17 protein-coding genes, 1 riboswitch and 1 other annotated feature are annotated in these 23,007 nt (G+C 35.1%); of the genes, 14 read left to right on the top strand and 3 right to left on the bottom strand.

What is annotated here, in order from left to right; genetic code table 11:
- Positions 1-10 precede the first annotated feature (10 nt).
- The 8 genes from NQ540_RS05530 to nth all read left to right on the top strand — a co-directional run bounded on the left by NQ540_RS05530 (position 11) and on the right by nth (position 9,593).
- Positions 11-1,183, top strand: coding sequence for a glucose-1-phosphate adenylyltransferase (locus NQ540_RS05530; RefSeq protein ID WP_005605686.1), 1,173 nt, complete (start codon positions 11-13; stop codon positions 1,181-1,183).
- 1 nt (position 1,184) lies between these two features.
- Complete coding sequence (glgD, locus tag NQ540_RS05525; RefSeq protein ID WP_039848801.1) at positions 1,185-2,297, top strand: glucose-1-phosphate adenylyltransferase subunit GlgD; 1,113 nt, start codon at positions 1,185-1,187, stop codon at positions 2,295-2,297.
- A gap of 156 nt (positions 2,298-2,453) precedes the next feature.
- Positions 2,454-5,081, top strand: coding sequence for an exonuclease domain-containing protein (locus NQ540_RS05520; protein WP_005605682.1), 2,628 nt, complete (start codon positions 2,454-2,456; stop codon positions 5,079-5,081).
- A gap of 99 nt (positions 5,082-5,180) precedes the next feature.
- Positions 5,181-5,657, top strand: coding sequence for a cell wall elongation regulator TseB-like domain-containing protein (locus NQ540_RS05515; RefSeq protein ID WP_005605680.1), 477 nt, complete (start codon positions 5,181-5,183; stop codon positions 5,655-5,657).
- Between the two features lie 13 nt (positions 5,658-5,670).
- The gene (locus tag NQ540_RS05510; protein WP_005605678.1) at positions 5,671-6,858 is read left to right on the top strand and encodes a pyridoxal phosphate-dependent aminotransferase; all 1,188 of its coding nucleotides are present in this window, start codon (positions 5,671-5,673) and stop codon (positions 6,856-6,858) included.
- Between the two features lie 30 nt (positions 6,859-6,888).
- Positions 6,889-8,190, top strand: a complete 1,302-nt coding sequence (asnS, locus tag NQ540_RS05505; protein ID WP_005605676.1) for an asparagine--tRNA ligase — start codon at positions 6,889-6,891, stop codon at positions 8,188-8,190.
- A gap of 71 nt (positions 8,191-8,261) precedes the next feature.
- Positions 8,262-8,951: a DnaD domain-containing protein gene (locus NQ540_RS05500; protein ID WP_005605675.1), complete on the top strand. Its 690-nt coding sequence runs from the start codon at positions 8,262-8,264 to the stop codon at positions 8,949-8,951.
- A gap of 3 nt (positions 8,952-8,954) precedes the next feature.
- Entirely contained in the window at positions 8,955-9,593 is a 639-nt protein-coding gene (gene nth / locus NQ540_RS05495; RefSeq protein ID WP_005605673.1) for an endonuclease III, read from the top strand.
- A 29-nt stretch (positions 9,594-9,622) separates the two neighbouring features.
- On the opposite strand, the gene NQ540_RS05490 is transcribed toward nth, so the two are convergent.
- Complete coding sequence (locus NQ540_RS05490) at positions 9,623-10,444, bottom strand: hypothetical protein (RefSeq protein WP_005605672.1); 822 nt, start codon at positions 10,442-10,444, stop codon at positions 9,623-9,625.
- A gap of 284 nt (positions 10,445-10,728) precedes the next feature.
- Between NQ540_RS05490 and NQ540_RS05485 the strand changes: the two genes are divergently transcribed.
- Positions 10,729-12,306: an LPXTG cell wall anchor domain-containing protein gene (locus tag NQ540_RS05485; RefSeq protein WP_005605670.1), complete on the top strand. Its 1,578-nt coding sequence runs from the start codon at positions 10,729-10,731 to the stop codon at positions 12,304-12,306.
- Between the two features lie 146 nt (positions 12,307-12,452).
- Positions 12,453-12,534: riboswitch (SMK box riboswitch) on the top strand.
- Positions 12,532-13,704, top strand: a complete 1,173-nt coding sequence (gene metK, locus NQ540_RS05480; RefSeq protein ID WP_039848886.1) for a methionine adenosyltransferase — start codon at positions 12,532-12,534, stop codon at positions 13,702-13,704. It overlaps the preceding riboswitch by 3 nt.
- A 76-nt stretch (positions 13,705-13,780) precedes the next feature.
- On the opposite strand, the gene NQ540_RS05475 is transcribed toward metK, so the two are convergent.
- The gene (locus tag NQ540_RS05475; RefSeq protein WP_259912400.1) at positions 13,781-14,311 is read right to left on the bottom strand and encodes a tRNA (mnm(5)s(2)U34)-methyltransferase; all 531 of its coding nucleotides are present in this window, start codon (positions 14,309-14,311) and stop codon (positions 13,781-13,783) included.
- A gap of 190 nt (positions 14,312-14,501) precedes the next feature.
- On the opposite strand from NQ540_RS05475, the gene NQ540_RS05470 reads away from it, so the two are divergent.
- From NQ540_RS05470 to thiI, 4 genes are all read left to right on the top strand, one after another.
- Entirely contained in the window at positions 14,502-16,358 is a 1,857-nt protein-coding gene (locus NQ540_RS05470; protein ID WP_156780416.1) for a muramidase family protein, read from the top strand.
- Between the two features lie 18 nt (positions 16,359-16,376).
- Positions 16,377-16,572 (top strand) — a binding site (T-box leader).
- Positions 16,573-16,618: 46 nt separating this feature from the next.
- Positions 16,619-19,033, top strand: a complete 2,415-nt coding sequence (gene leuS, locus NQ540_RS05465; protein ID WP_039848800.1) for a leucine--tRNA ligase — start codon at positions 16,619-16,621, stop codon at positions 19,031-19,033.
- A gap of 22 nt (positions 19,034-19,055) precedes the next feature.
- Positions 19,056-20,180, top strand: a complete 1,125-nt coding sequence (locus tag NQ540_RS05460; protein ID WP_005605660.1) for a cysteine desulfurase family protein — start codon at positions 19,056-19,058, stop codon at positions 20,178-20,180.
- Between the two features lie 13 nt (positions 20,181-20,193).
- Positions 20,194-21,411, top strand: a complete 1,218-nt coding sequence (gene thiI, locus NQ540_RS05455; protein WP_039848799.1) for a tRNA uracil 4-sulfurtransferase ThiI — start codon at positions 20,194-20,196, stop codon at positions 21,409-21,411.
- 50 nt (positions 21,412-21,461) lie between these two features.
- Here the strand turns inward: thiI and NQ540_RS05450 are convergent, their stop codons facing one another.
- Positions 21,462-22,880 carry an N-acetylmuramoyl-L-alanine amidase gene (locus NQ540_RS05450; protein ID WP_005605656.1) on the bottom strand — a complete coding sequence of 473 codons (1,419 nt, stop codon included), beginning with the start codon at positions 22,878-22,880 and terminating at the stop codon, positions 21,462-21,464.
- Between the last annotated feature and the right edge of the window lie 127 nt (positions 22,881-23,007).

Genomic DNA, 23,007 nt, shown 5'->3' with positions numbered 1-23,007 from the left:
GGATAAACATATGGCAAGAAAAAAAGAAATTGTTGCAATGCTACTAGCTGGTGGACAAGGAACACGTCTCCAAGTTCTTACGAAAGATATGGCCAAACCAGCTGTCCCATTTGGTGGAAAATATCGAATTATTGACTTTCCACTTTCTAACTGTTCTAATTCAGGAATTTCCACTGTTGGTGTTCTTACACAGTTTATGCCTCTAGAACTTAATTCCTATATGGGGAATGGTAACCCATGGGATTTAGACAGAGTTGATGGAGGTTTAACGATTCTTCCTCCGTATACTGCTGGAAAAACGGGTGAATGGTATAAAGGAACTGCAAATGCCATTTATCAGAATATTAAATATATTGAACAATATGATCCAGAATATGTTTTAATTTTATCAGGGGATCATATTTACAAAATGAATTACAATAAGATGCTTGATTTCCATAAGGAAAAAGAAGCTGACTTAACAGTAGCTCATATAAATGTACCATTAGAAGAAGCGAGCCGTTTTGGGATTTTGAATACGAATGATGACTTACAAATCATTGAGTTTCTTGAAAAACCAGAACATCCAATTTCAACAAAAGCCTCAATGGGAATTTATATTTTTAACTGGAAAGTTCTCAAAGAGTATTTAATTCGTGACGAGGAAAATCCTGAAAGTGAAAAAGATTTTGGGAAAAATATTATTCCAATGCTCTTAGAGGAAAATCGTCGTATTTTTGCATTTCCTTTTGCAGGTTATTGGAAGGACGTTGGTACGATTGAAAGTCTTTGGGAAGCCAATATGGACTTAATTAAACGTAGAGATGAATTTAATATCTCTGATAAAACATGGAAAGTTTACTATCGACATGAAGGAAAACTACCTCAATTTATTGGAGATAGTGCTCAAGTAACAGATTCAATGATTTCAGATGGGACGATTGTGTTAGGAACCGTTCATGAATCTATTGTTTCTTCTGGAGTATCCATTGAAAAGAATGCCAAAGTTCAAGGAAGTATTATTATGCAAAATGCTATAATAGAAGAAGGAGCAACAGTTATTAATTCAATTATTGCCGAAGGAACTGTTGTAAAATCTGGAGTAACAGTAGGGCATTCTGAAGTGGAACTTGGTCAAGATATGATTACCGTAATTGGTAAAGATGAGATTGTTACAGAAGATACAAAAGTTGGAGGTAACTAATATGATTAAAGCGTTTTGTGTACTATTTGCAGATAATTATAGAAATGATGATTTACAAGGATTAGTTCGAAATCGTACAGCAGCTGCATTGCCAGTAATCTCTCGCTATCGTATGGTTGACTTTATGATTTCTTCTCTTGTGCATGCCAACATTGATAATATTGCAGTCCTTACAAACCATAACTATAAATCTTTATTAGATCATATGTCTCATGGTAAGGACTGGGATTTAAACCGAAAAAATCGTGGGCTTAAATTTATTACTCCTATGTCTAATTATTTATCGACGCGAATTCCTCAGAATAAAATTGAGGCTTTAGCTAACACGATGGTTTATACACAAAGTTTAGATGAAGAATTTGTTATTTTAGCGGATACCAATATTATTGGAAATATTGATTTTAAAGAAATGTTCCAATACCACTTAGATACGGGTTCGGATATTACTGTAGCTTATACTTACAGAAAGCCTAATGTTGGTGAATCACAAATCATTTTTGATGAAAATCATAAAGTATATGAGTCTCTTTATCATTTTGATGGATCAGATAATATTTGTGCTACTCAAGTAAAAATTTACATTTTGACCAAGGAACTTTTCAATGGCATTGTTAAGAAGGGATTAACTCTAGGATGGGAAGATATTCTTAGAGACTATATTGCCAAAAATTTAGAAACTTTACGTGTGTTTGCATATCAAATTAAAGGTTATTTGAAGGTTGTTAATAATATCAAAGATTATTATGATTTAAATATGGATATGTTAGATTTTGATAATCTTAAGGATGTATTTCTATCTGGAACGGATATAATTACACGTGTACAAGATACAGTGCCTACTATTTATGGTAAAAACGCTGATGTAAAAGGATCTATACTTGGTGATGGATCAAAAATTAACGGAACTGTTGAAAATAGTATAATCTTCCGTGATGTAGTCGTAGAAGAAGGCGCGGTTGTACGAAATAGTATCATTTTATCGGATGCGGTTATAAAAACAGGTTCTCATCTGGATTATGTAATTGCCGATAAAGGTGTAGTTGTCAAACAGCATACTGTTCTTACAGGAACTGAAGAAGTACAAGTAGTGGTAGATAAAGGTAAAACTGTTTAAAATAAATAATTGAAAAGAAGCTAGAGGTGCTTTCTAGCTTCTTTTTTTTGATAAAAAATAAACGATAGTCGGCGAATGTGTATTTTGTTGGTTGCAACCCTTTAAAGAAGTTAGTACACTAATATAGATGAGAATACGAAGAAAGGGGGATTGCGAATGCATAGGAAATATGCCGTCATCGATTTAGAAACAACGGGACCTAAGTACGAACAAGGGGACCGTATTTTCCAATTTGGGTGTACCTTGATCACTGATCATAAAATCGTTGAACATATTACTTTAAACATAAATCCGGAGCAGAGTATTCCCTTTGAAATACAGTTATTAACGGGTGTAACAAATGCTGATGTTGAAAAAGCACCTTATTTTGATGAAGTGGCAATGAATATTTACAATCTGTTAGAAGGTCGAACTCTTGTAGCTCATAATGTTGGATTTGACGGGCCTTTTATCATCACTGCTTTAAAAGAGGCTCTAGGGATTGAACTAGAAGTTCCTTTTATAGATACTGTTCAATTGGCTCAAATTTGTTATCCTTCAGCTATCAGTTATCGTTTAAGTGATTTAACAAATATGTTAAAAATTCCTCATACTCAAGTTCATACAGCTGGAAGTGACGCTCGGGCAACTGCCCAATTATTTTTAATACTTCAAGAGAAAATTCGTAGTTTTTCTAAGGTAACGCTTGAACAATTAGTTGAATTTTCGAATGAACTTATTGGGGATACGGGAGCTATTTTTAAGGATGCCTTCAGTATTGCTAAAGGGAAAGATAGTAATAATTATTTAATTGAAAATGGTTTTGTAGTGTCGAAAAAGGTTTTTGAAGAAAAAAGTTTTCCAACAACTAGTAAAGTTTCTGCGTTGAATGCCTATAGTAAATTAGTTGAAAATCAATTTTTAAAAGATAATGATTCTCAAAGAAAAATTATTAAAAAAATTCTTGAAACATTAGAAGAAGAGGAGCCCATTCATTTTATAGAAGCACCGCCAGGCTCTGGAAAAACATATGCTTATCTTCTTGCAGCTCTTGAAAAGGCCACAAATCAAAATCCTATTTGGATTGTTACGTCAAATTTATTACTCCAGCAACAATTGTATGAAGATAGTGTACTTCCAATAGTAAGTGCCTTAAAGATAAAAAATCCTATTGTTTCAATAAAGGGACAAAGAAATTATATTGATTTAGAAGCTTTCTCTTACAAAATTAGTCAGTTAAAAAATGACAAGAGTCCAAGAGTCAGTTTGTCAGTTATGGGCTTAGTTGTTTGGATCACTGAAACAGAAACAGGAGATTTATCAGAATGTAATCAAGTGCTATACCAATCATCTCTTTGGAAAGATATTTGTGTGAAAGAGAATTCCAAAAAGGAAAGTTTATATTGGACTAAAGCTGTTCAATCTGTTCAAAAAAGTAATATTGTCGTAACAAATCATGCGTTTTTAATTCATTATGCGTCTACAATGTCATATCAGACGAAACCAATTGTTCTTTTAGACGAAGTGCAACAGTTTGAACATTCACTGGAACAATACGGAACCGTATCGATTAAATTCTCGAATTTGTTCTTATTACAACAATTATGGAGTGATTACTATCTAAATTCGATGACAAATTTTTCGAAAGATGAGGAGCATTTGTCCAGAACAATAAACCGCAAACTTTTAGAAATTTGTGACTTATACGAAACTTGGTTTGAAGAATTGAATAGAGGAAATTATTTGAAGGAATCTATTGTTTTTACAAATGAAGAATGGATTGAAACGATTCATCATGAAATGATTCGAGCGTTCACAAAGTCCATTATTCAGTTAATGAATTATCTTCAAGAAAATTCAGAAAAGACAAGTTTATTTGAGAATAGCATTCAATTATTACAAGAAATGAAGGATTCCTTGCTCAAATTCCAAGAGTCCAATCATTCGTATTTTGTCATTGAAAGAAAAGACCAATATGGGCAGGAAATGATAGAAGTACTGAGAGTTGACTCAGTTACTCATGTTTTTAATCATTTTAAGAAAACAATTAAAAAGTTAATAGGGATTTCTGCAACAATTCCAACTTTTACTCCTTTATTTTACGATTTAAAGGCACAAGAGAACCTTACAATTATGGACTCCAAAGTGAATTCGCACGCCCACCATATTTTTATTCCAAATGACTTAGTTTCTGTTACTGCAGCTTCAAGTAACCAATATCATGAACAAATCGCATATTGTATTCAACAAATTTACGAACGTAATGGGGGAAGAATGTTAGTTTTAATGCATTCTATAGAGGCATTGATGGCAGTAGAAGAATTGATGGTTAATTATTGTAAAAGGAATCATATTGAATTACTAGCACAAAAAGGATCTCAATTAGGACGGAAAATTCAAAGAAGATTCCAAGAAAAGAGTGATTCCATTTTATTAGGAGTATACAGTTTCTGGGAAGGCTTTGATAGTGGTGGAGTTTCCATAAACTCTTTAGTAATTACTAAATTACCATTTCCAAATCCAGTAACAACCCATCAGCAAATTGTTCAATTGGAGATGAAAGAACAGAATCGTTCCTATTTTGCTCAATATTCGATTAAAATGATGCTTCTTCAACTTTATCAAGGATTGGGTCGATTTAGTCGTCCAACACAAAAGAATGCAGAAATATGGATTTTAGATGTACGAGCCTCTATTAGCAAGTATTCGGATAAAGTAAAAAATATATTTCCAGAGAGTGCAGTGGTTATCGAAAAGACTTTCAAAAAATGTTTGAATAGTGCGCGTATAAAAAATAAAGATTAACTAAGTTTGGGATTTTTTTATAAGGGGATGTTGGTATTTTTGCTTAGAATAGCGTATAATACCTTTATCTATGAAAGTTTGAGTTGAGGAGAGAAATTGATGAAAAGAAAATCAATGTTTATTCTATTACTCACTTTATTTCTATTATTTTTAGCCGGCGCACAAATCTTTTTAACGAGTGTGGATCCAAAAATAAAAAAACGTAATGAAGCATTAACCTTGATGGCTCCAAAAGTAGAGTTTTCTAAGGTAACTAAGTTTTACTGGTTTAATAATGACAAATCTTACTACACGATTATGGGTGAAGACACTGAAGGAAAAGCAATTTATGCGATTATTCCTGAAGAAGGTGGAGAAGTGACTATTCTTCAGCAATCTGCAGTAGTGAACGAAGAAGAGGCACGTTCCATTACAGCTCAAGCAAAACCAGATGTAGAGGTTTTAGAAGCGAGAATGGGTATTTTAAATGGAGAACCGGTATGGGAAGTGAACTATAGAATGAATAATCAAAGAATTGGTTATTACTATATTTCGGCTCAGAATGGACAATGGATTAAAGATATTGAGAATATATAGAAATTGGTGATTTATGGTTAAAATTTCAAAGAGAGTATCAAGAATCTTACCGTCGGGGACTTTAGCAATGACTCAAAAGGCTAGAGAATTAAAGGAGAAAGGTCGTAAGGTTATTAGTCTTTCGATTGGAGAACCAGATTTCAATACTCCAGAACAAATCACAGATGCAGCCATTACTGCTTTAAAAAGCCATGAAACGGATCACTATACTCCTGCGTTAGGAATAGATTCTTTACGCCAAGCGATTTGTGATTATCATTATCGAAGAGATGGAATACGTTTAGAAAAGAATCAAGTAGCTACTTTTTCAGGAGCGAAATTTGCTTTGTATTCAGTTTTCATGACTTTAGTTGACGCTGGAGATGAGGTATTAATTCCAATTCCTTATTGGGTTAGTTACGCTGAGCAAGTTCAATTGGCAGAAGGTGTCCCAGTATATGTTGAAACTAAAGAAAAAAATTCATTTAAAGTAACGATTGATTTACTAAATGAATATGTGACTGATAAGACAAAACTCTTATTATTAAATGCGCCATCGAATCCATCCGGGCTCATTTATACAAAAGATGAGCTATTCGCTATTGGAAATTGGGCATTAGAACACAACATTTTTGTAATCGCAGATGAAATTTATTATGAATTAGTGTATGGTGAAGATTCAATTAGTATGGCCAGCTTATCAAAGGAAATTTTTGATAATACACTTATTGTAAATGGTTTATCGAAATCTGTGGCCATGACAGGTTGGCGTTTAGGATATGTTTTTGGTCCTCAAAAAGTTATAAGAGCTTTAAATGACCTTACAAGCCATACGACTAGCAATCCTGCTGCGGTTACTCAATATGCGGCTATTCGTGCGTTTGATGAAGATATGGAAGTCGTTAAGACGCAGATGCGTGAAAAATTTCAATTAAGGATTGACTTGTTTCATCAACTTCTGAACGAAATTCAAGGAATCAAGTGTGAAAAGCCTAAAGGAGCTTTCTATTTATTTGCGAATATAAAAATAGCCATGCATATTGTTGGTGTGGCTTCGTCAGAAGAATTTGCTTTAAAACTTTTGGAAGAAGCTGGAGTGGCTACTGTATCTGGAGAAAATTTTGGATGCAATGGCTTTCTAAGGCTTAGCTGCGCTAGTAGTGAAGAAGAGTTAAGAGAAGCAGCAAAACGTATTAAAGAATTTATTGAATCATATTTGTAAAGGAAGAGGGATATTTTGAAAACTATAACAATGAATCAAGCAAAAGATTACGTTGGACAAACCGTTAAAATTGGTGCTTGGGTTACCAATAAACGTTCTAGCGGAAAAATTGCATTCTTACAATTGCGTGATGGAAAAGCTTATTTCCAAGGAATTGTAGTGAAAGCTGATGTAAATGAAGAAACTTTTGAATTAGCAAAAGGATTAACTCAAGAAAGTTCTGTATTCGTAACAGGTGTTGTACAAGAAGATACTCGTTCTAAATTAGGATATGAGTTATTAGTAAAAGACATTGAGTTAATTGGTGAGAGTCATGAATATCCAATTACTCCAAAAGAGCATGGTACTGACTTCTTAATGGACCACCGTCACTTATGGTTACGTTCAACAAAACAACATGCTATTATGGAAATTCGTAATGCGATTATTTACGCATCGTATGAATTCTTTGATAAAAATGGATTCATTAAATTCGATAGTCCAATTCTTTCAGGAAATGCGGCAGAAGATTCTACAGAATTATTCGAAACGGATTACTTTGGAGAACCAGCATTTTTAACACAATCTGGTCAATTATATTTAGAAGCTGGAGCAATGGCATTTGGTCGTGTATTCGACTTTGGACCAGTATTCCGTGCAGAAAAATCTAAAACTCGTCGTCATTTAACTGAGTTCTGGATGATGGATGCAGAGTATTTATACCTAACACATGACGAGTCATTAGACTTACAAGAAGCATACGTTAAAGCGTTAATCCAAGGAGTACTAGACCGTGCACCTCATGCGTTAGAAACTCTTGAACGTGATACTGAATTATTGAAGAAATACATTAGTGAAGCGTTCAAACGTATCACATACGATGAAGCGATTGACTTATTACAAGCGCACGAAAATGACGAAGATACAGATTACGAACACTTAGAACACGGTGATGACTTCGGTTCACCACATGAAACATGGATTTCAAACCACTTTGGTGTTCCAACATTTGTCATCAACTATCCAACTGAAATTAAAGCTTTCTATATGAAACCAGTTCCTGGAAATGAAAGTCGTGTACTATGTGCGGACTTACTTGCTCCGGAAGGATACGGGGAAGTTATTGGGGGTAGTGAGCGTGAAACGGACTACGATAAATTATTAGACAGAATTAAATCAAATGGATTAAATCCAGATGACTACGCATTCTACTTAGATTTACGTAAATTCGGTTCAGTGCCTCATTCAGGATTTGGACTTGGTCTAGAACGTATGGTAACATTTGTAGCTGGTACGAAACATATTCGTGAAGCGATCCCATTCCCACGTTTATTAAACCGTATTTACCCATAAATAATAAAATGAATATAAAAGAGCCGCTGACATGAGTCGTTGGCTCTTTTTTAGAAGAGGGAGGAAATCGAATGGCATTAACATTCCAAGAGCATTGGATGTTTAGTGGTTCCACAACAGTTCCTAATGTATTGATACAATATTATCGGCATTTACAATTAAGTGCAGATGAATGTTTGTTAATTTCTTGGTTACTACAAAGGCATACAGAAGAATATTTCATTTTAAATGTAGAAGAAACTTGTAAAACATTTGGGCTGGATGAAAAACAATTATTCGGAATTATTCAACATTTAATGGATAGACAAGTCTTAGTGATTCAACAAAGAGAAACTCACAATGAGAAAAAGGTAGATTATTACAGTTTTAAACCTTTAATGCAACAATTAGAGATTGCATATAAGCAGCATTCCATTAAAAATAAAGAGCAAAAACAGTCTGATATTAACTTATTAGCTTTAATTGAACAGGAATTTGGTAGACCACTTAGCTCTTTTGAGATTCAAAATGTATCTAGCTGGATTCATCAGGATCATTATCCACAGGAAATTATTATTGCGGCATTAAAGGAATGTGTATTAAATCAGGTTTTCACGATTAAATATATGGATAAGATTCTTTTAAGTTGGCATCGAAAAGGAATTAAAACTTTACAACAGCTTGCTACTGAAAAGAGTCGAATCAAAAATAATCAAGTTGAATTACAAGCTAGTCCACTAGATAAAACTAAAGTACCGATGATTCATTGGACGAAAAGGTGATTTATGTTATCGAAAGCAAAAACTATTGAAGCAGTAGAGAGAATGGAAAAACTATTTCCTAATGCGCACTGTGAATTGAATCATGAAACACCTTTTCAACTTTTAATTGCAACGATCTTAAGTGCACAGGCTACAGATAAAGGCGTGAATAAAGTGACACCGAAACTTTTTGCAATTTATCCCAATGCTCATGCTCTAGCCAATAGTGAAGAAGAGGTTGTAATTGAGTGTATTCAATCATTAGGATTATATCGAAATAAAGCTAAAAATATTAGACTTTGTGCCCAGCAACTTGTTGAAAAATATAATGGTGAAGTTCCAAGAACAAGAGAAGAATTGGTTTCGCTAGCAGGTGTAGGGCGAAAAACAGCAAATGTTGTACTAAGTGTTGCTTTTGGCTTACCAGCTTTTGCCGTAGATACTCATGTGGAAAGAGTAAGCAAAAGATTACAGATTTGTAAACAGTCAGCATCCGTTCTTGAGGTAGAAGAAACCTTATGTAAAAAGTTACCTAAGAATAAATGGGGAAAGGCTCATCATTGGATGATTTTCTTTGGAAGATATCATTGTACGGCTAGAAGTCCGAAGTGTCAGGGATGTCCATTGTTAGATCTTTGTGCATATGGTCAAAAAGAAGTTTAAAAAACCGTTGGACATTGTCCAACGGTTTTTTAAATGATAAAGAAAAATCCATATAAAAATGACATTACAATTAAATACCAATGTAAGTATGTAAATTGTCGATTAACAGAAAATTCTTTTCGATAGTATATTTGATATAAAATTGGAATCAATAAAGATAATGAGAATAAAATGGTTCCCAAAATACTGAAGGAGCCTAGATACCAGACAAAGTAGATTATTGTTCCAATTAGCCAAGAAAGACTAAATAAAACAGTACAAATTGCTACTACTGGACCATAGTGTCTTTTTCCTTCTCTAATCTCTATCAAACGTGATTTGACATGAGAAACATATAATCCAAATAAAATATATTGGAATAATTGAATGCCAATTTCTTTAGAAACCGCACCACTTAAAATAAACAAAGTGATGAAATTTCCCAAATAATATTTTGAAATACTATTTAAAAATGAATGATAAATATAAAACATATCATTTGTCTTCAATTCAAACAAGTGACCGTGGTTCAGTATCACTATTAAAAGTAAAAGAAGAACGATTCTTAAAGCTACATTTTGATAAAAATAGACTAGAAGAGAAAGTAGCAGTATATCTGTAATGGCTATAAAAATCCATCTTTTCAATTCTGGATGATTGGCAAATTTTCTAAATGAATTTTCTTGCAAATAAATAATGACAAAGAACAAAAACAATACTGAAAAATGAGTAAAGTGAAATTGTTGTTGTCTTACAGCAAGAAGAAGTCCGATTAAACAATAACCTAAAGGAGCTAAAATAAAATTCAGCCAAGGAGAGGTTAGTTGATGTAAGATGTTCGAAACGGACATAGACTGTGGTTCGTTGTTCATAAAAATACCTCATTCTTAATTATAGTTTAATGATATGGAATAATGCCGTTCTTGTCAAGATGAGGGGATTTAAAGGCGTTTTTACGTCTTTTGAAAAGAAAACTATTTCTTTAATATGAAATCGACGAAAACTTTTTCTATATTTGTTCATCTTTTCATTTGATGAAAATGTGAATATATCGAATATTTAACAATTATACTATGTTAATTGTGGTGTTAATGTGATAATATGAACATATAAATCATTGATTTATTACCAGCAAATCAAGAAAAGAGGATTAAATATGAAAAAAAACAGAAAAATTACCTTTTTATCGTTCTTATTAGTATTTTTAGCAGCACTCTTCTCCTTAACTTCACGAAATGCTTCTGCGGATACCTCTCCGACAGTTACTGGTAATTTAGCTGATACCATAACTAGTTTAAGTATTTCTAATAATGAAGGCGGAAAGTTAGACTGGGATTTAGCACAATGGGCTACTTTTAGAATTAATGCTACATTTGATTTAAGCGATAAGGATGTTAAAGCAGGAGACAAGACGATTTTAACAGTTCCTGATGCATTGATTATCACTTCAACTAGCTTTGAAATTCGAGATGTCAATACAAAAGAAGTGATTGCGCATGCAACGGTGGATGCCAATAACAAAACTTTAACCTTAGAGTATACGGATTATGTGGAAAAGCATTCAGATACAAATGGTAAATTCTTCTTCTATGCTAGAGTAGATTTCAAAAAACATCCACAAGCTGGAGAGATTTCGATAGATCTAACTGTAAACAAAGAAACAAAAGTCGCAGGAAAAATTAAATTCAAAGGCATTGGAGATGGAAATCCAACACTTTTCACAAAAACTAGTTGGGTGAACAATACAGACTATAAAACTGTTTCCTACAATATTTCTATTAATCGAACAAAGCAGAATTTAAAAGAAGTTACTATAGAAGATCAATTACAATACCATAATGCTTCTTATGTGAAAGATAGTTTTCGAATTTATAAAGGAAAATTTAATTACGTGAATGGTGAATGGCAATTCACCGATAGAACGGATGTAACAAGTCAACATAAAATTACTTTTGGTGCAGACGGAAAGTCTTTTGTTGCTGAACTAGGAGATATTAGTGAAACAGATCAATATCGTATTTCATATGATGTCAGATTAAACTATTCTCCTTTAGACGGAGAACTGTTGAAAAATGATGCGAAATTAAAAGCTAAGGGAATTGTTCAAAAAGAAGTTACAAATGCTTCTGCTGTGCAAGTAGCTGGAGGCTCTGGAATTGGTTATGTATTCACCATTAATGTTCATAAAGTAGATGATGAAAATAAACCATTAGCTGGAGTGAAATTTAAATTGACTCGATTAAGAAATAATCAAGTAATAGGAGAATATATCACAGATTCTAATGGAAACATCACGGTACCTTCATTATTAAAAGATAAATATACACTTACAGAAGTTGAAACACTTCCAGGATATAAAATTGAAACTCCTGAAACAGATGTAAACATTGCTGATTTTGCAGCTGATAGAACAGTTACAAAAACAATTGTGAATCCAAAAGAACAAACAACAACGACGACTACGACTACAACAACCACAACAACTACTACGACTTCTACAACTACAACGTCAACCACAACAACTGAAGAGTCTACAACAGTAACGACTACAACAGAGTCTCCTTCAACGACAACGGAAGTCCCAAGTACTGTTGAAACGACAGAGAACACTACAACAACCGAAGAAAAACCAGAATTGCCAAATACTGGTACTTCGAATTATAATATTCTAGTTTTAATAGCTGGTTTATTCTTAGTGACTTCATTTGTAGTGATTCGTAAAGAACAAAATTAATGATGATTTAATATGTAAAGCCTAGGTCTATACTTAGGCTTTTTTATTAAGTTTAAAATTTGTATTTAAGTCGATTACAAATTTCCATTCAGTTCTTAATGATAATTGATTTTACTATCATTTTTTTATAAAAGTGCTATAATAGGAAAAGTTAAAAATGATATTCCCGAAAGGATGCACCATGTGTAGATGCCTTGTAACCGGAATTGAATGGGGGAAAAAGAAATGGAAAAAATTTTATTTACATCGGAATCCGTAACAGAAGGACATCCCGATAAAGTTGCAGACCAAATTAGTGATGGTATTTTAGATGCCATTCTTGCTCAAGATCCAACTGCTCGTGTAGCTTGTGAGACAGTAGTAAATACTGGTTTAGTCGTTTTAGTAGGAGAAATCACAACGAGTGCGGTAGTTGACTACCAACAAGTTGCTCGTGATACGATTCGTAAAATAGGATACACTGACCGCAAGTATGGATACGATGCTGATGCAGTTGCGGTTATGGTTTCTTTAGACAAGCAATCACCAGATATTGCAATGGGTGTTGACGATGCATTAGAAACTCGTGGACAATCTGAAGAGTTTGGAGCAGGAGACCAAGGTTTAATGTTTGGTTATGCTACAAATGAAACGAAATCTTATATGCCATTGCCAATTGATTTAAGTCATAAGTTAGCTTATCAACTAGCGAAAGTTCGTAAAGAGAAACAATTAGATTACTTAGGCCCAGATGGAAAAGTTCAAGTAACAATTGAATATACTCCTGAACATAAAGTAAAACGTATTGATACAATTGTTGTTAGTACACAACATGATGAAGAGATTTCTCAAGAGCAAATCAGAAAAGACGTACTTGAGTATGTTGTAAAACCAGTCGTACCTTCTGAATTACTGGACGAAGAAACTCGTTACTTCATTAATCCGACTGGTAAATTCGTTATCGGTGGACCTGTTGGAGACTCAGGATTAACTGGACGTAAAATTATCGTGGATACTTACGGTGGTTATGCACGTCACGGTGGTGGAGCTTTCTCTGGTAAGGATTCTACAAAGGTAGACCGTTCTGCAAGTTATGCAGCACGTTATATCGCAAAAAATGTTGTTGCAGCAGGTCTTGCTGATAAATGTGAAATTCAATTAGCGTATGCGATTGGGGTAGCACAACCAGTTTCGATTGCTGTAGATACATTTGGAACAAGCCACGTACCAGAAGATAAAATCATTGAAGTCATTCGTAAAGAGTTTCGTTTAACTCCAAAAGGAATTATTGAAACACTAAACTTACGTAGACCTATCTATCAACAAACAGCCGCTTATGGTCATTTCGGTAGAACAGATATTGAACTTCCATGGGAACAACTGAATAAAGTAGAAGAGTTAAAAGCTTATTTTGCTTAAACGATTATGAAGAAAGCCAACCTCATTGAGGTTGGCTTTTCATTTAAAGTAGAAAATTATCATTTATGATAATTTTCTACTTTTTTTCTATGACATAACAAATTGGTGGGCAGTTGATTTGATTGATAAATTGATATTTTAAAACGGACCATTCCTTTTGAGAAAGAGCTGAAATGAGTTCTTCAACAGCATCCTTTTCTTCTATCCCACCGTCATGACCATAGTAGGAAACGATGATTATTTTTCCATATTTTTCTAATCGCTCCAGCAAAATTTGGATGGCTTCCAGAGTAGAAGAGGGAATTGTGATGATTTTTTTATCACTTCCAGGTAAGTAGCCAAGATTAAAAATTGCTAATCTAACTCGCTCGTCTTGTTCTAAATAGTTTGAAATATTCGCGTGGGAGTCTAAAATACAGGTCACTTTTGGGGCTAAGTCATGTTTTTGTAATAATTGTCTTGTTTGTAAAATAGCTGTTTCTTGAATATCAAAAGATAAAATTTTTGAAGTCGAATCTATATGTTGTGCCAAAAAAAGTGTGTCATGTCCATTTCCTGCGGTTGCGTCGATAAATAGTCCATTTTCTAAATTTGCGGAAAGTATCATTTCGTGGCTAAATTGTTGAGCGTTCTTCAAAATAAACACCTCTTAAGTAGAATTTTACAATTTGTTACATAATTTTTACGGATATTAAGAGTATACGACGTTTTGCGTGTTCGCGCAACGTTCCCCTACACATTCAATTTTATCCTACTATAATGGATTACGAATTAGTTTTTAGATGGAGGATAAAAGGATGACAGAAACAAAACACGAAAGATATTTACGTTTAAAAAAAGAAAAACAAATGAAGGCTTTAAAAACTGCTAATAAAAATTTACAAAAGACAGTTGCAGTTGTTGGAGCAACTACGGTAGCAGGTTTAGCATTAGCGCCAAAATCTCATGCATATACTGTACCTACCAATCAAGTACAAACTCCTGCACAACGATTCTTAAATAAGATTATTCCTGCAGCTCAACAAGCTACTGAAGGTAAAGATGTCTATACTTCAGTAATGATCGCACAGGCAGCTCTAGAATCTGCATGGGGAACAAGTGCGTTAGCTTCTGAACCAAACCATAACTTATTTGGTGTAAAAGGGAACTATAATGGTCAATCTGTCAATATGTATACTTTAGAAGATGCTGGAGCGCAAAACTACTACGGTATTCATGATAATTTTAGAAAATATCCATCATACAAAGAATCAATGGATGATTATGTAGATAAAATTGTTAATGGGATTAAAGGGGCTCCAATGTTCTATTCTGGTGCATGGAAGAGCCGTACAAATAGCTATCAAGATGCTACACGTTATTTAACTGGTCGTTATGCAACGGACACTGCGTATTATGCTAAATTAAACCGCATTATTGAACAATTTGGATTGACAAAATATGATAACGGAACTGCAACGGCAATCGCAGCGTCAATTGAAGAGAAATCTTCAATTGGAGGACAATATACTGTTCAAGCAGGGGATACATTATATTCTATCAGCCGTAAGTCGGGTGTTAGTGTAAATCAATTATTGTCTTTAAATGGATTATCATTAAATTCAGTGATTCGTCCAGGACAATCTTTATCATTAGGAAATAATACAAAACAAACTACTAATACAGTAGTATCAACTCCTGTAAGTACTACATCTGTTTCAAAAGCAAATGGTACTTATACTGTAAAAGCTGGTGATACCTTATATGGTATCAGCCGTAAATTTGGGATGAGCTTATCGCAATTAATTTCATCCAATGGAATTTCTACATCAAGTATCATTCGCCCAGGACAAACATTACGTGTAGTTGGTGGTGAAGCTTCTGCTACAGTAGTTAGAACATCTACTTCTACAGCTCGTACAAGCGGTGGAAACTATGTTGTCCAAGCGGGGGACACTTTATACAGTATCGCTCGTCGTTCAGGAATGAGTTTAAATTCATTATTAACATTAAATGGTTTATCTCAATCATCTATCATTTATCCTGGTCAAAGTTTAACAGTGAGTCAATCAGAAGGGAACTTCACAACTCCAGTAAGTACTAAAACAAATAGCGCATCTTCAGTGGTATCAACTTCTGGAACGTATACTGTAAAAGCAGGGGATACATTATATAGTATTGCTCGTCGTTCAGGTGTGAGCTTGAGTTCGTTATTATCATTAAATGGACTATCTCAATCTTCAGTGATTCGTCCTGGTCAAACACTAAATGTTTCAGGAGCTTCAAGTACAACAGTTGCTACTCCAGTAAGTACCGCTAGTCAAGCAACTTCAACTTCAGGGACCTATACTGTAAAAGCAGGAGATACTTTATATCGTATTGCACATAACCATGGAATTTCATTAAGAACATTACTTTCAGTGAATGGATTATCAGAAACTAGTACGATTCGTCCAGGTCAACAGTTAGTAGTGTCAGGTTCAACACAAGCAACTACTTCATATTCATCAACACAAACCGTTTCATCAGGCTCTCAAACTCATACAGTTAAAGCAGGAGAAGGGTTATGGCGTATTGCTAGAACTTACGGACTTTCATTAGAACAATTAAAAGCTTTAAACGGCTTAACTTCAAATGTTATCCGAGTTGGTCAAGTGTTGAAAGTTTCAAAATAATCTGCTAGAATAATACTCACAAAAGCAGATAGAGGAATAGTAAGTTTCTTTGAAAGTTGTAGAGAGTGCATGGTTGGTGAAAATGCATCAATTCGATAAACTGAACTCGCCTTTTTAGCCGAACTCTGAAGGATTAGTAAGAGTTTCCGCTTCGCCAGCGTTACAGGTAAGAAGAGTAAAATGTTTAGGTGGTAACACGTATTGCGTCCTATCTGTCAGTGACAGGTGGGGCGTTTTTTATTTTGAAAGGAGTGAATCAGATGACATTTAATCATCTTGAAATAGAGCCCAAATGGCAAAAATATTGGAAAGAACATCATACATTCAAAACAACAGAAGATCCTTCTAAGAAAAACTTCTACGCATTAGATATGTTCCCGTATCCATCAGGACAAGGACTTCACGTAGGTCACCCAGAAGGTTATACAGCCACTGATGCCGTTTCCCGTATGAAACGTGCACAAGGATACAATGTTCTTCATCCAATGGGATGGGATGCGTTTGGACTTCCTGCAGAGCAATATGCTCTTGATACAGGGAATGACCCGGCAGAATTCACGAAAGTAAACGTTGCAAACTTCAAACGTCAAATTAATGAATTAGGATTTAGTTATGATTGGGACCGTGAAATTAACACAACGGATCCAGAGTACTATAAATGGACACAATGGATTTTTACAAAGTTGGTTGAAATGGGATTAGCATATGAAGCTGAAATCCCCGTTAACTGGTGCCCAGCACTTGGAACGGTACTTGCTAACGAAGAAGTAATCGATGGTAAGAGTGAACGTGGAGGACATCCTGTTTACCGTAAACCAATGAAACAATGGATGCTTAAAATTACTGCTTATGCGGATCGTCTATTAGAAGATTTGGATGAGTTGGATTGGCCAGAAAGCATTAAAGATATGCAACGTAACTGGATTGGCCGTTCAGAAGGGGCTCAAGTTCGTTTCAACGTAAAAGGAACAGACGAAAGTTTTGAAGTGTTCACGACACGTCCGGACACATTATTTGGAGCGACTTACAATGTATTAGCGCCAGAACACGAATTGGTTCAAAAGATTGTCACTCCTGAACAAAAAGAAGCAGTGGATGCTTATATTGCTGCTGTTTCTACCAAATCTGACTTAGAACGTACAGAACTTTCTAAAGAGAAAACAGGGGTATTCACTGGAGCATATGCGATTAACCCAGTAAACGGAAAAGAAATTCCAATCTGGATTGCAGACTATGTATTAAGTACTTATGGTACAGGTGCCATTATGGCCGTTCCAGCTCATGATGAGCGTGACTATGAATTTGCAAAAGTATTTGGATTAGACATTATTCCAGTAATTGAAGGCGGAAATGTTGAAGAAGAAGCATACACTGGTGATGGTGTACATATTCATTCAGATTTCCTGGATGGATTGAATAAAGCGGACGCCATCGCAAAAATGAATGCATGGCTTGAAGAGAATGGCGTAGGAGCAGCAAAAGTAAGCTATCGTCTACGTGACTGGTTGTTCTCTCGCCAACGTTATTGGGGAGAACCAATTCCAGTGATCCACTGGGAAGATGGCACAATGACAACAGTTCCTGAATCTGAATTGCCATTAGTATTGCCAAAAACGGATAAAATTCGTCCTAGTGGTACTGGTGAATCTCCACTGGCTGCAATTGAAGACTGGCTGTATGTCACAGACCCTGTGACAGGTAAGAAAGGTCGTCGTGAAACAAATACAATGCCACAATGGGCAGGTAGTTCATGGTACTTTGTACGTTATGTTGACCCACATAACAAAGAAAGAATTGCGGATCCGGAAAAAGTAAAACAATGGTTACCAGTTGATTTATATATTGGTGGTGCAGAGCATGCGGTTCTTCACTTACTATATGCTCGTTTCTGGTATAAAGTGTTATACGATTTAGGCGTTGTTCCTAACAAAGAACCATTCCAAAAATTATTTAACCAAGGAATGATTCTAGGTGAAGGAAATGAGAAAATGTCTAAATCTAAAGGGAATGTTGTAAACCCTGATGATGTTGTTCGCGAATATGGTGCGGATACATTACGTGTCTATGAAATGTTCATGGGACCACTGGATGCATCGATTGCATGGAGTGAAAAAGGACTTGAGGGTAGCCGTAAGTTCTTAGATCGCTTCTGGAGATTGATGATCGACGACAACGGTAAAATGCGCGACCGTATTACAAAACTAAATGATGGTAAATTGGATAAAGTGTACCATCAAACAGTGAAGAAAGTAACAGAAGACTTCGAAGAGTTGCATTTCAACACTGCAATTTCTCAAATGATGATCTTCGTCAACGAAGCATATAAAGCAGATGCATTACCATTTGACTATATGAAAGGTCTAGTACAATTGATTGCGCCATTAGCACCACATATGGCTGAAGAAATCTGGAGTAAATTCGGATTTACTGAATCAATTAGTTACGAACCATGGCCAACTTACGATGAATCTAAATTAGTGGAAGACGAAGTTGAAGTGATTTTCCAAGTCAATGGAAAAATTAAAGCACGCGTAATGGTTCCAACAGACGCAGATGCTGCTGCTCTTGAAGCATTAGCTAAAGAGCATGATTCAGTGAAATCTGCCATCGAAGGAAAAACAATCCGCAAAGTGATCGCTGTTCCAGGGCGTTTAGTAAACATCGTTGCGAACTAATAGATTCTGAAAGGATAGTAGAATGATTTATTTTGATAATGCAGCAACAACGAAAATTTATGATGATGCATTAACGAGCTATGTTCAAGTTAGCCAAAAGTTCTTCGGAAATCCATCAAGCTTACACCAATTAGGAGTCGATGCCTATCAAGTGTTGACAAAAGCTAGAGCACAAGTGGCTAGTTTATTATCCGTTCAACCTGAGGAGATTTTTTTCACCTCAGGTGGAACTGAATCGAATAACTGGGCTATTAAAGGAACAGCTTTAGAAAAATCCGTATTTGGGAAGCATATCATCACGACAAAGATTGAACATCCTTCAGTCCTTCAAACATGTAAGCAATTAGAGCGCTTCGGGTTTGAAGTGACTTACTTAGATGTTGATTCAAAAGGGATTGTTAGTGTTGACCAATTAAAAGAGAACCTTCGTAAAGATACGATTTTAGTAAGTGTGATGGCTGTCAATAATGAAGTCGGAGCAGTTCAACCGATTGCTGAAATTGCTAAAGTACTAGAGGAATACCCATCGATTCATTTTCATGTCGACGCTGTTCAAGCAGTAGAACGCGCAAGTCAACTGCTAGCCATTGGACGTATTGATTTGTTGAGCCTTTCTGCGCATAAATTCCATGGACCAAGAGGCGTTGGGATTATGTATAAGAAATTTGGACGTAAGATTCAAGCGCTCTTAACAGGTGGCGGACAAGAAAAAGGAGAACGTAGTACAACGGAAAACCTTCCAGGAATTGTAGCTACAACAAAAGCTCTGCGAATGACTTTAGAAGAAAAGTCAGTTACGGGAGACCTTCGTAGCAAACTATGGAAAGAGCTTGCTACAAAACCAGAGATTCGCATCTTCTCACCTGAAGATGGAGCAAGTCATGTATTATGCTTTGCTATTAAAGGAGTTCGTGGAGAGGTGGTTGTCCATGCTTTTGAAAATCATGGCATTTATATTTCTACGACTTCTGCTTGTTCAAGTAAAAAAGCAGATTCATCAAGCACTCTTTATGCGATGGATGTTCCAACTGAATGGGCAACAGGTGCCGTTCGTGTAAGCTTCTCAAACGACAACACAAAAGAAGAAGTCGAACAGTTTATCAATGTTCTGCATCAGTTAATGAAACAATTTTCGTTTTTAAAATAAAAGGAGGAAACCTTTGAAAACTAGAATTTTGATTCGCTATGGTGAACTTTCTACAAAGGGTAGAAACAAGAAAATGTTCACTCAAAAATTAGCGTCAAATATTAAAAAAGCCTTAGTAGACTTTCCTCAGGTAAAGGTGATTCCTGATTATGACTTTATGTATTTAGATTTACATGAAGCACCTGAAGAAGCTGTTATCGAAAAGGTAAAACCAATTTTTGGGATTCAATCAATTTCACCAGTCTATATTATTGAAAAAGATATGGAAGTAGCTAAAAAAGTGGTTCTTGACTTATTGAGTCAAGAAAATCTTGAAGGTAAGACGTTTAAAATTATGACAAAACGCTCGGATCACACATTCGAGATGGATACGAATCAAATCAATCTATTCTTAGGAGATGCTGTTCTTGAAGCATTTCCAGATATCAAAGTTCAATTAAAACAACCAGATATTACAGTTCGTATCGATGTGCGCCGTGAACACTTAATGGTGAGTCTTAAGACCATCCCAGGGGCAGGCGGACTTCCTGTTGGAACAAGTGGTCGAGTGATGCTCATGTTATCTGGGGGGATTGATTCTCCAGTAGCCGGGTATCTTGCGATGAAACGTGGGATGGAAATTCAATGCGTGCACTTTGCAAGTCCACCATATACAAGTCCTCAAGCGCTTGAGAAAACAAAACTTTTAGCTGCAAAAATTGCTCGTTTTGGAGGAAGCATCCAATTTCTAACGGTACCTTTTTCAAGAATTCAAGAGGAAATCAAGAAAAGTGTACCAGAAGCGTATTTAATGACGATTATGCGTCGTTTTATGCTTCGAATTACGGATCAACTAAGAGAAAATGCACGTGCTCTTGCGATTGCTAATGGGGAATCGGTGGGGCAAGTAGCTTCTCAAACATTAGATAGCATGGTGGCGATTAACGATGTGACTAACACACCAATTATTCGTCCAGTAGCAACCATGGATAAACTTGATATTATTAAAGTTGCAGAAGAAATTGATACATTCGAGTTATCGATTCAACCGTTTGAGGATTGTTGTACAGTATTTGCACCACCAAGTCCTAAGACAAAACCGAAACTTGAAAAAGCGCGTCAGTACGAAGCTCGTCTTGATGTAGAAGGGTTAATTAGAGAAGCCGTTGAAGGAACAGTGATTGAGGGAATTACTGCCAATTACACAACCGCCGTTGAAACAGCTCAACAAGAGATTGATGATTTATTTTAAAATAAAAAGAAGCGATGCTATTCCTGATGGAGTAGCATCGCTTCTTTGGTTTATTGGAAGTATTCTTTTAGGGCGTTTGCTATACTTTTTGCGATATTTTCTTGATATTCTTGAGAAGAAATCACTTTATTATCACCTTGGTTGTTTAAGTATCCAAGTTCTAGAAGAATAGACGGACGAGCATTGTCTCTTAATACCATGAAGTTTTGGAATCTGCTTCCTTGGTTTTTAAGAGGTAAGTTACGTGATAAATACTTATTAATGGTTTGACTGAGATTTTCACTTTTATCGCTATAATAATAGGTTGTAGTTCCACTAGCGCTATCAACTTCCGCAGAATCAAAGTGAATACTGATAAATGCATTGGCATTATTTTTATTACTAATTTCAGCACGATCTGCTAAGGAAACGGAACTATCGTCAGTTCTAGTTAAAATAACTTTTGCGCCTAACGCTTCTAATTCTTTCTTAACTAAGAAAGCAGTTGAAAGTGTGTGATCAGCTTCATGTTTTTCACTAAAGTTTACAACAGCACCAGGATCATCTCCGCCGTGACCAGGGTCAATGACAATAGTTGCATTTTTAATTCCTTGTGGGAGGGCGTCATCTGTTTCTATCCCTGCGAAGTTTGCGGTGACTAACCAATATGGTATATATCCATATTTTCCATTGCCTACAGAAACTTTGTAGAAATCTCCCTCTCTATCTTCATATACAAATTGCGTTCCTTTATCTACCGTTCCAATTAAATCTGAAGTGATAGATGATTGAGAGTAGATTGGAGTTTCTTTTAGTTTCGTTACAAACATTTTATTGGAATCAATAGTCGTTGGAAGCCCAGCTTGTTTGTTCAATATTTCTTGTATTAATTCAATTGTATAGTTCGAAGAGTCGCTATCTACATATCCTTCAGTCTCTTTATAGCGGATTTTTAAAGTTTTATCCGAAACATCTTCAAGAAGATAGAAAATCTCACCATCGGGAATCGTCCCAATTTCTTTAGTGTTTTTTTCGGCAGTTTGATAAATCTTCAAACCTCCATTTGCATAACCCTTCATTAAGGTTGTTAGTAAGATATGATCATTTTCTTCCACGTATCCAACCTGTTCATTATACTGAACTTGAATCCATCCATTGTCTAGTTTGTGTAAAGATAATAAATATTGTCCTTGAGAGATTTCACCCATTGGGATTGACTTTGAATCCATTTTTTGATATACCTGCACGTTCGAAGAACCAGTATTTACAGCAAACTGAACAATTTTATTTTTTACTCTTGAAGTTGTCTGTGTGGTAGAGTTTGTATTTGAATTCTCTACGACCGTTTGACGCGAATTGTTTTCATTTGTAGAAGCAGTTTTTTCACTGACTAATGGATAGGCAATTAACCAAAGTGTTAATAATATAAAAATGAAAGCTATGAATTGTTGTGTATTTTTCTTTTTAAATAAATGCAATAATGAATCCATAGAGACTCCTTTAAAATTAAGTATTTCTAATTCATTATAACAATAAAACCCTTATTTGTGTATAAAAAATTGCTTTGAACTTGATTGTAGTCGAATTTATTAGGTACAATAAAAAAGAATAAGAGCA

This window comes from Granulicatella adiacens ATCC 49175 (genome assembly GCF_025150565.1).
Classification (GTDB): Bacteria; Bacillota; Bacilli; order Lactobacillales; family Aerococcaceae; genus Granulicatella; species Granulicatella adiacens.
Note: the sequence above shows the minus strand (reverse complement) of the source record. Positions and strands in the feature narration are given on the sequence as shown.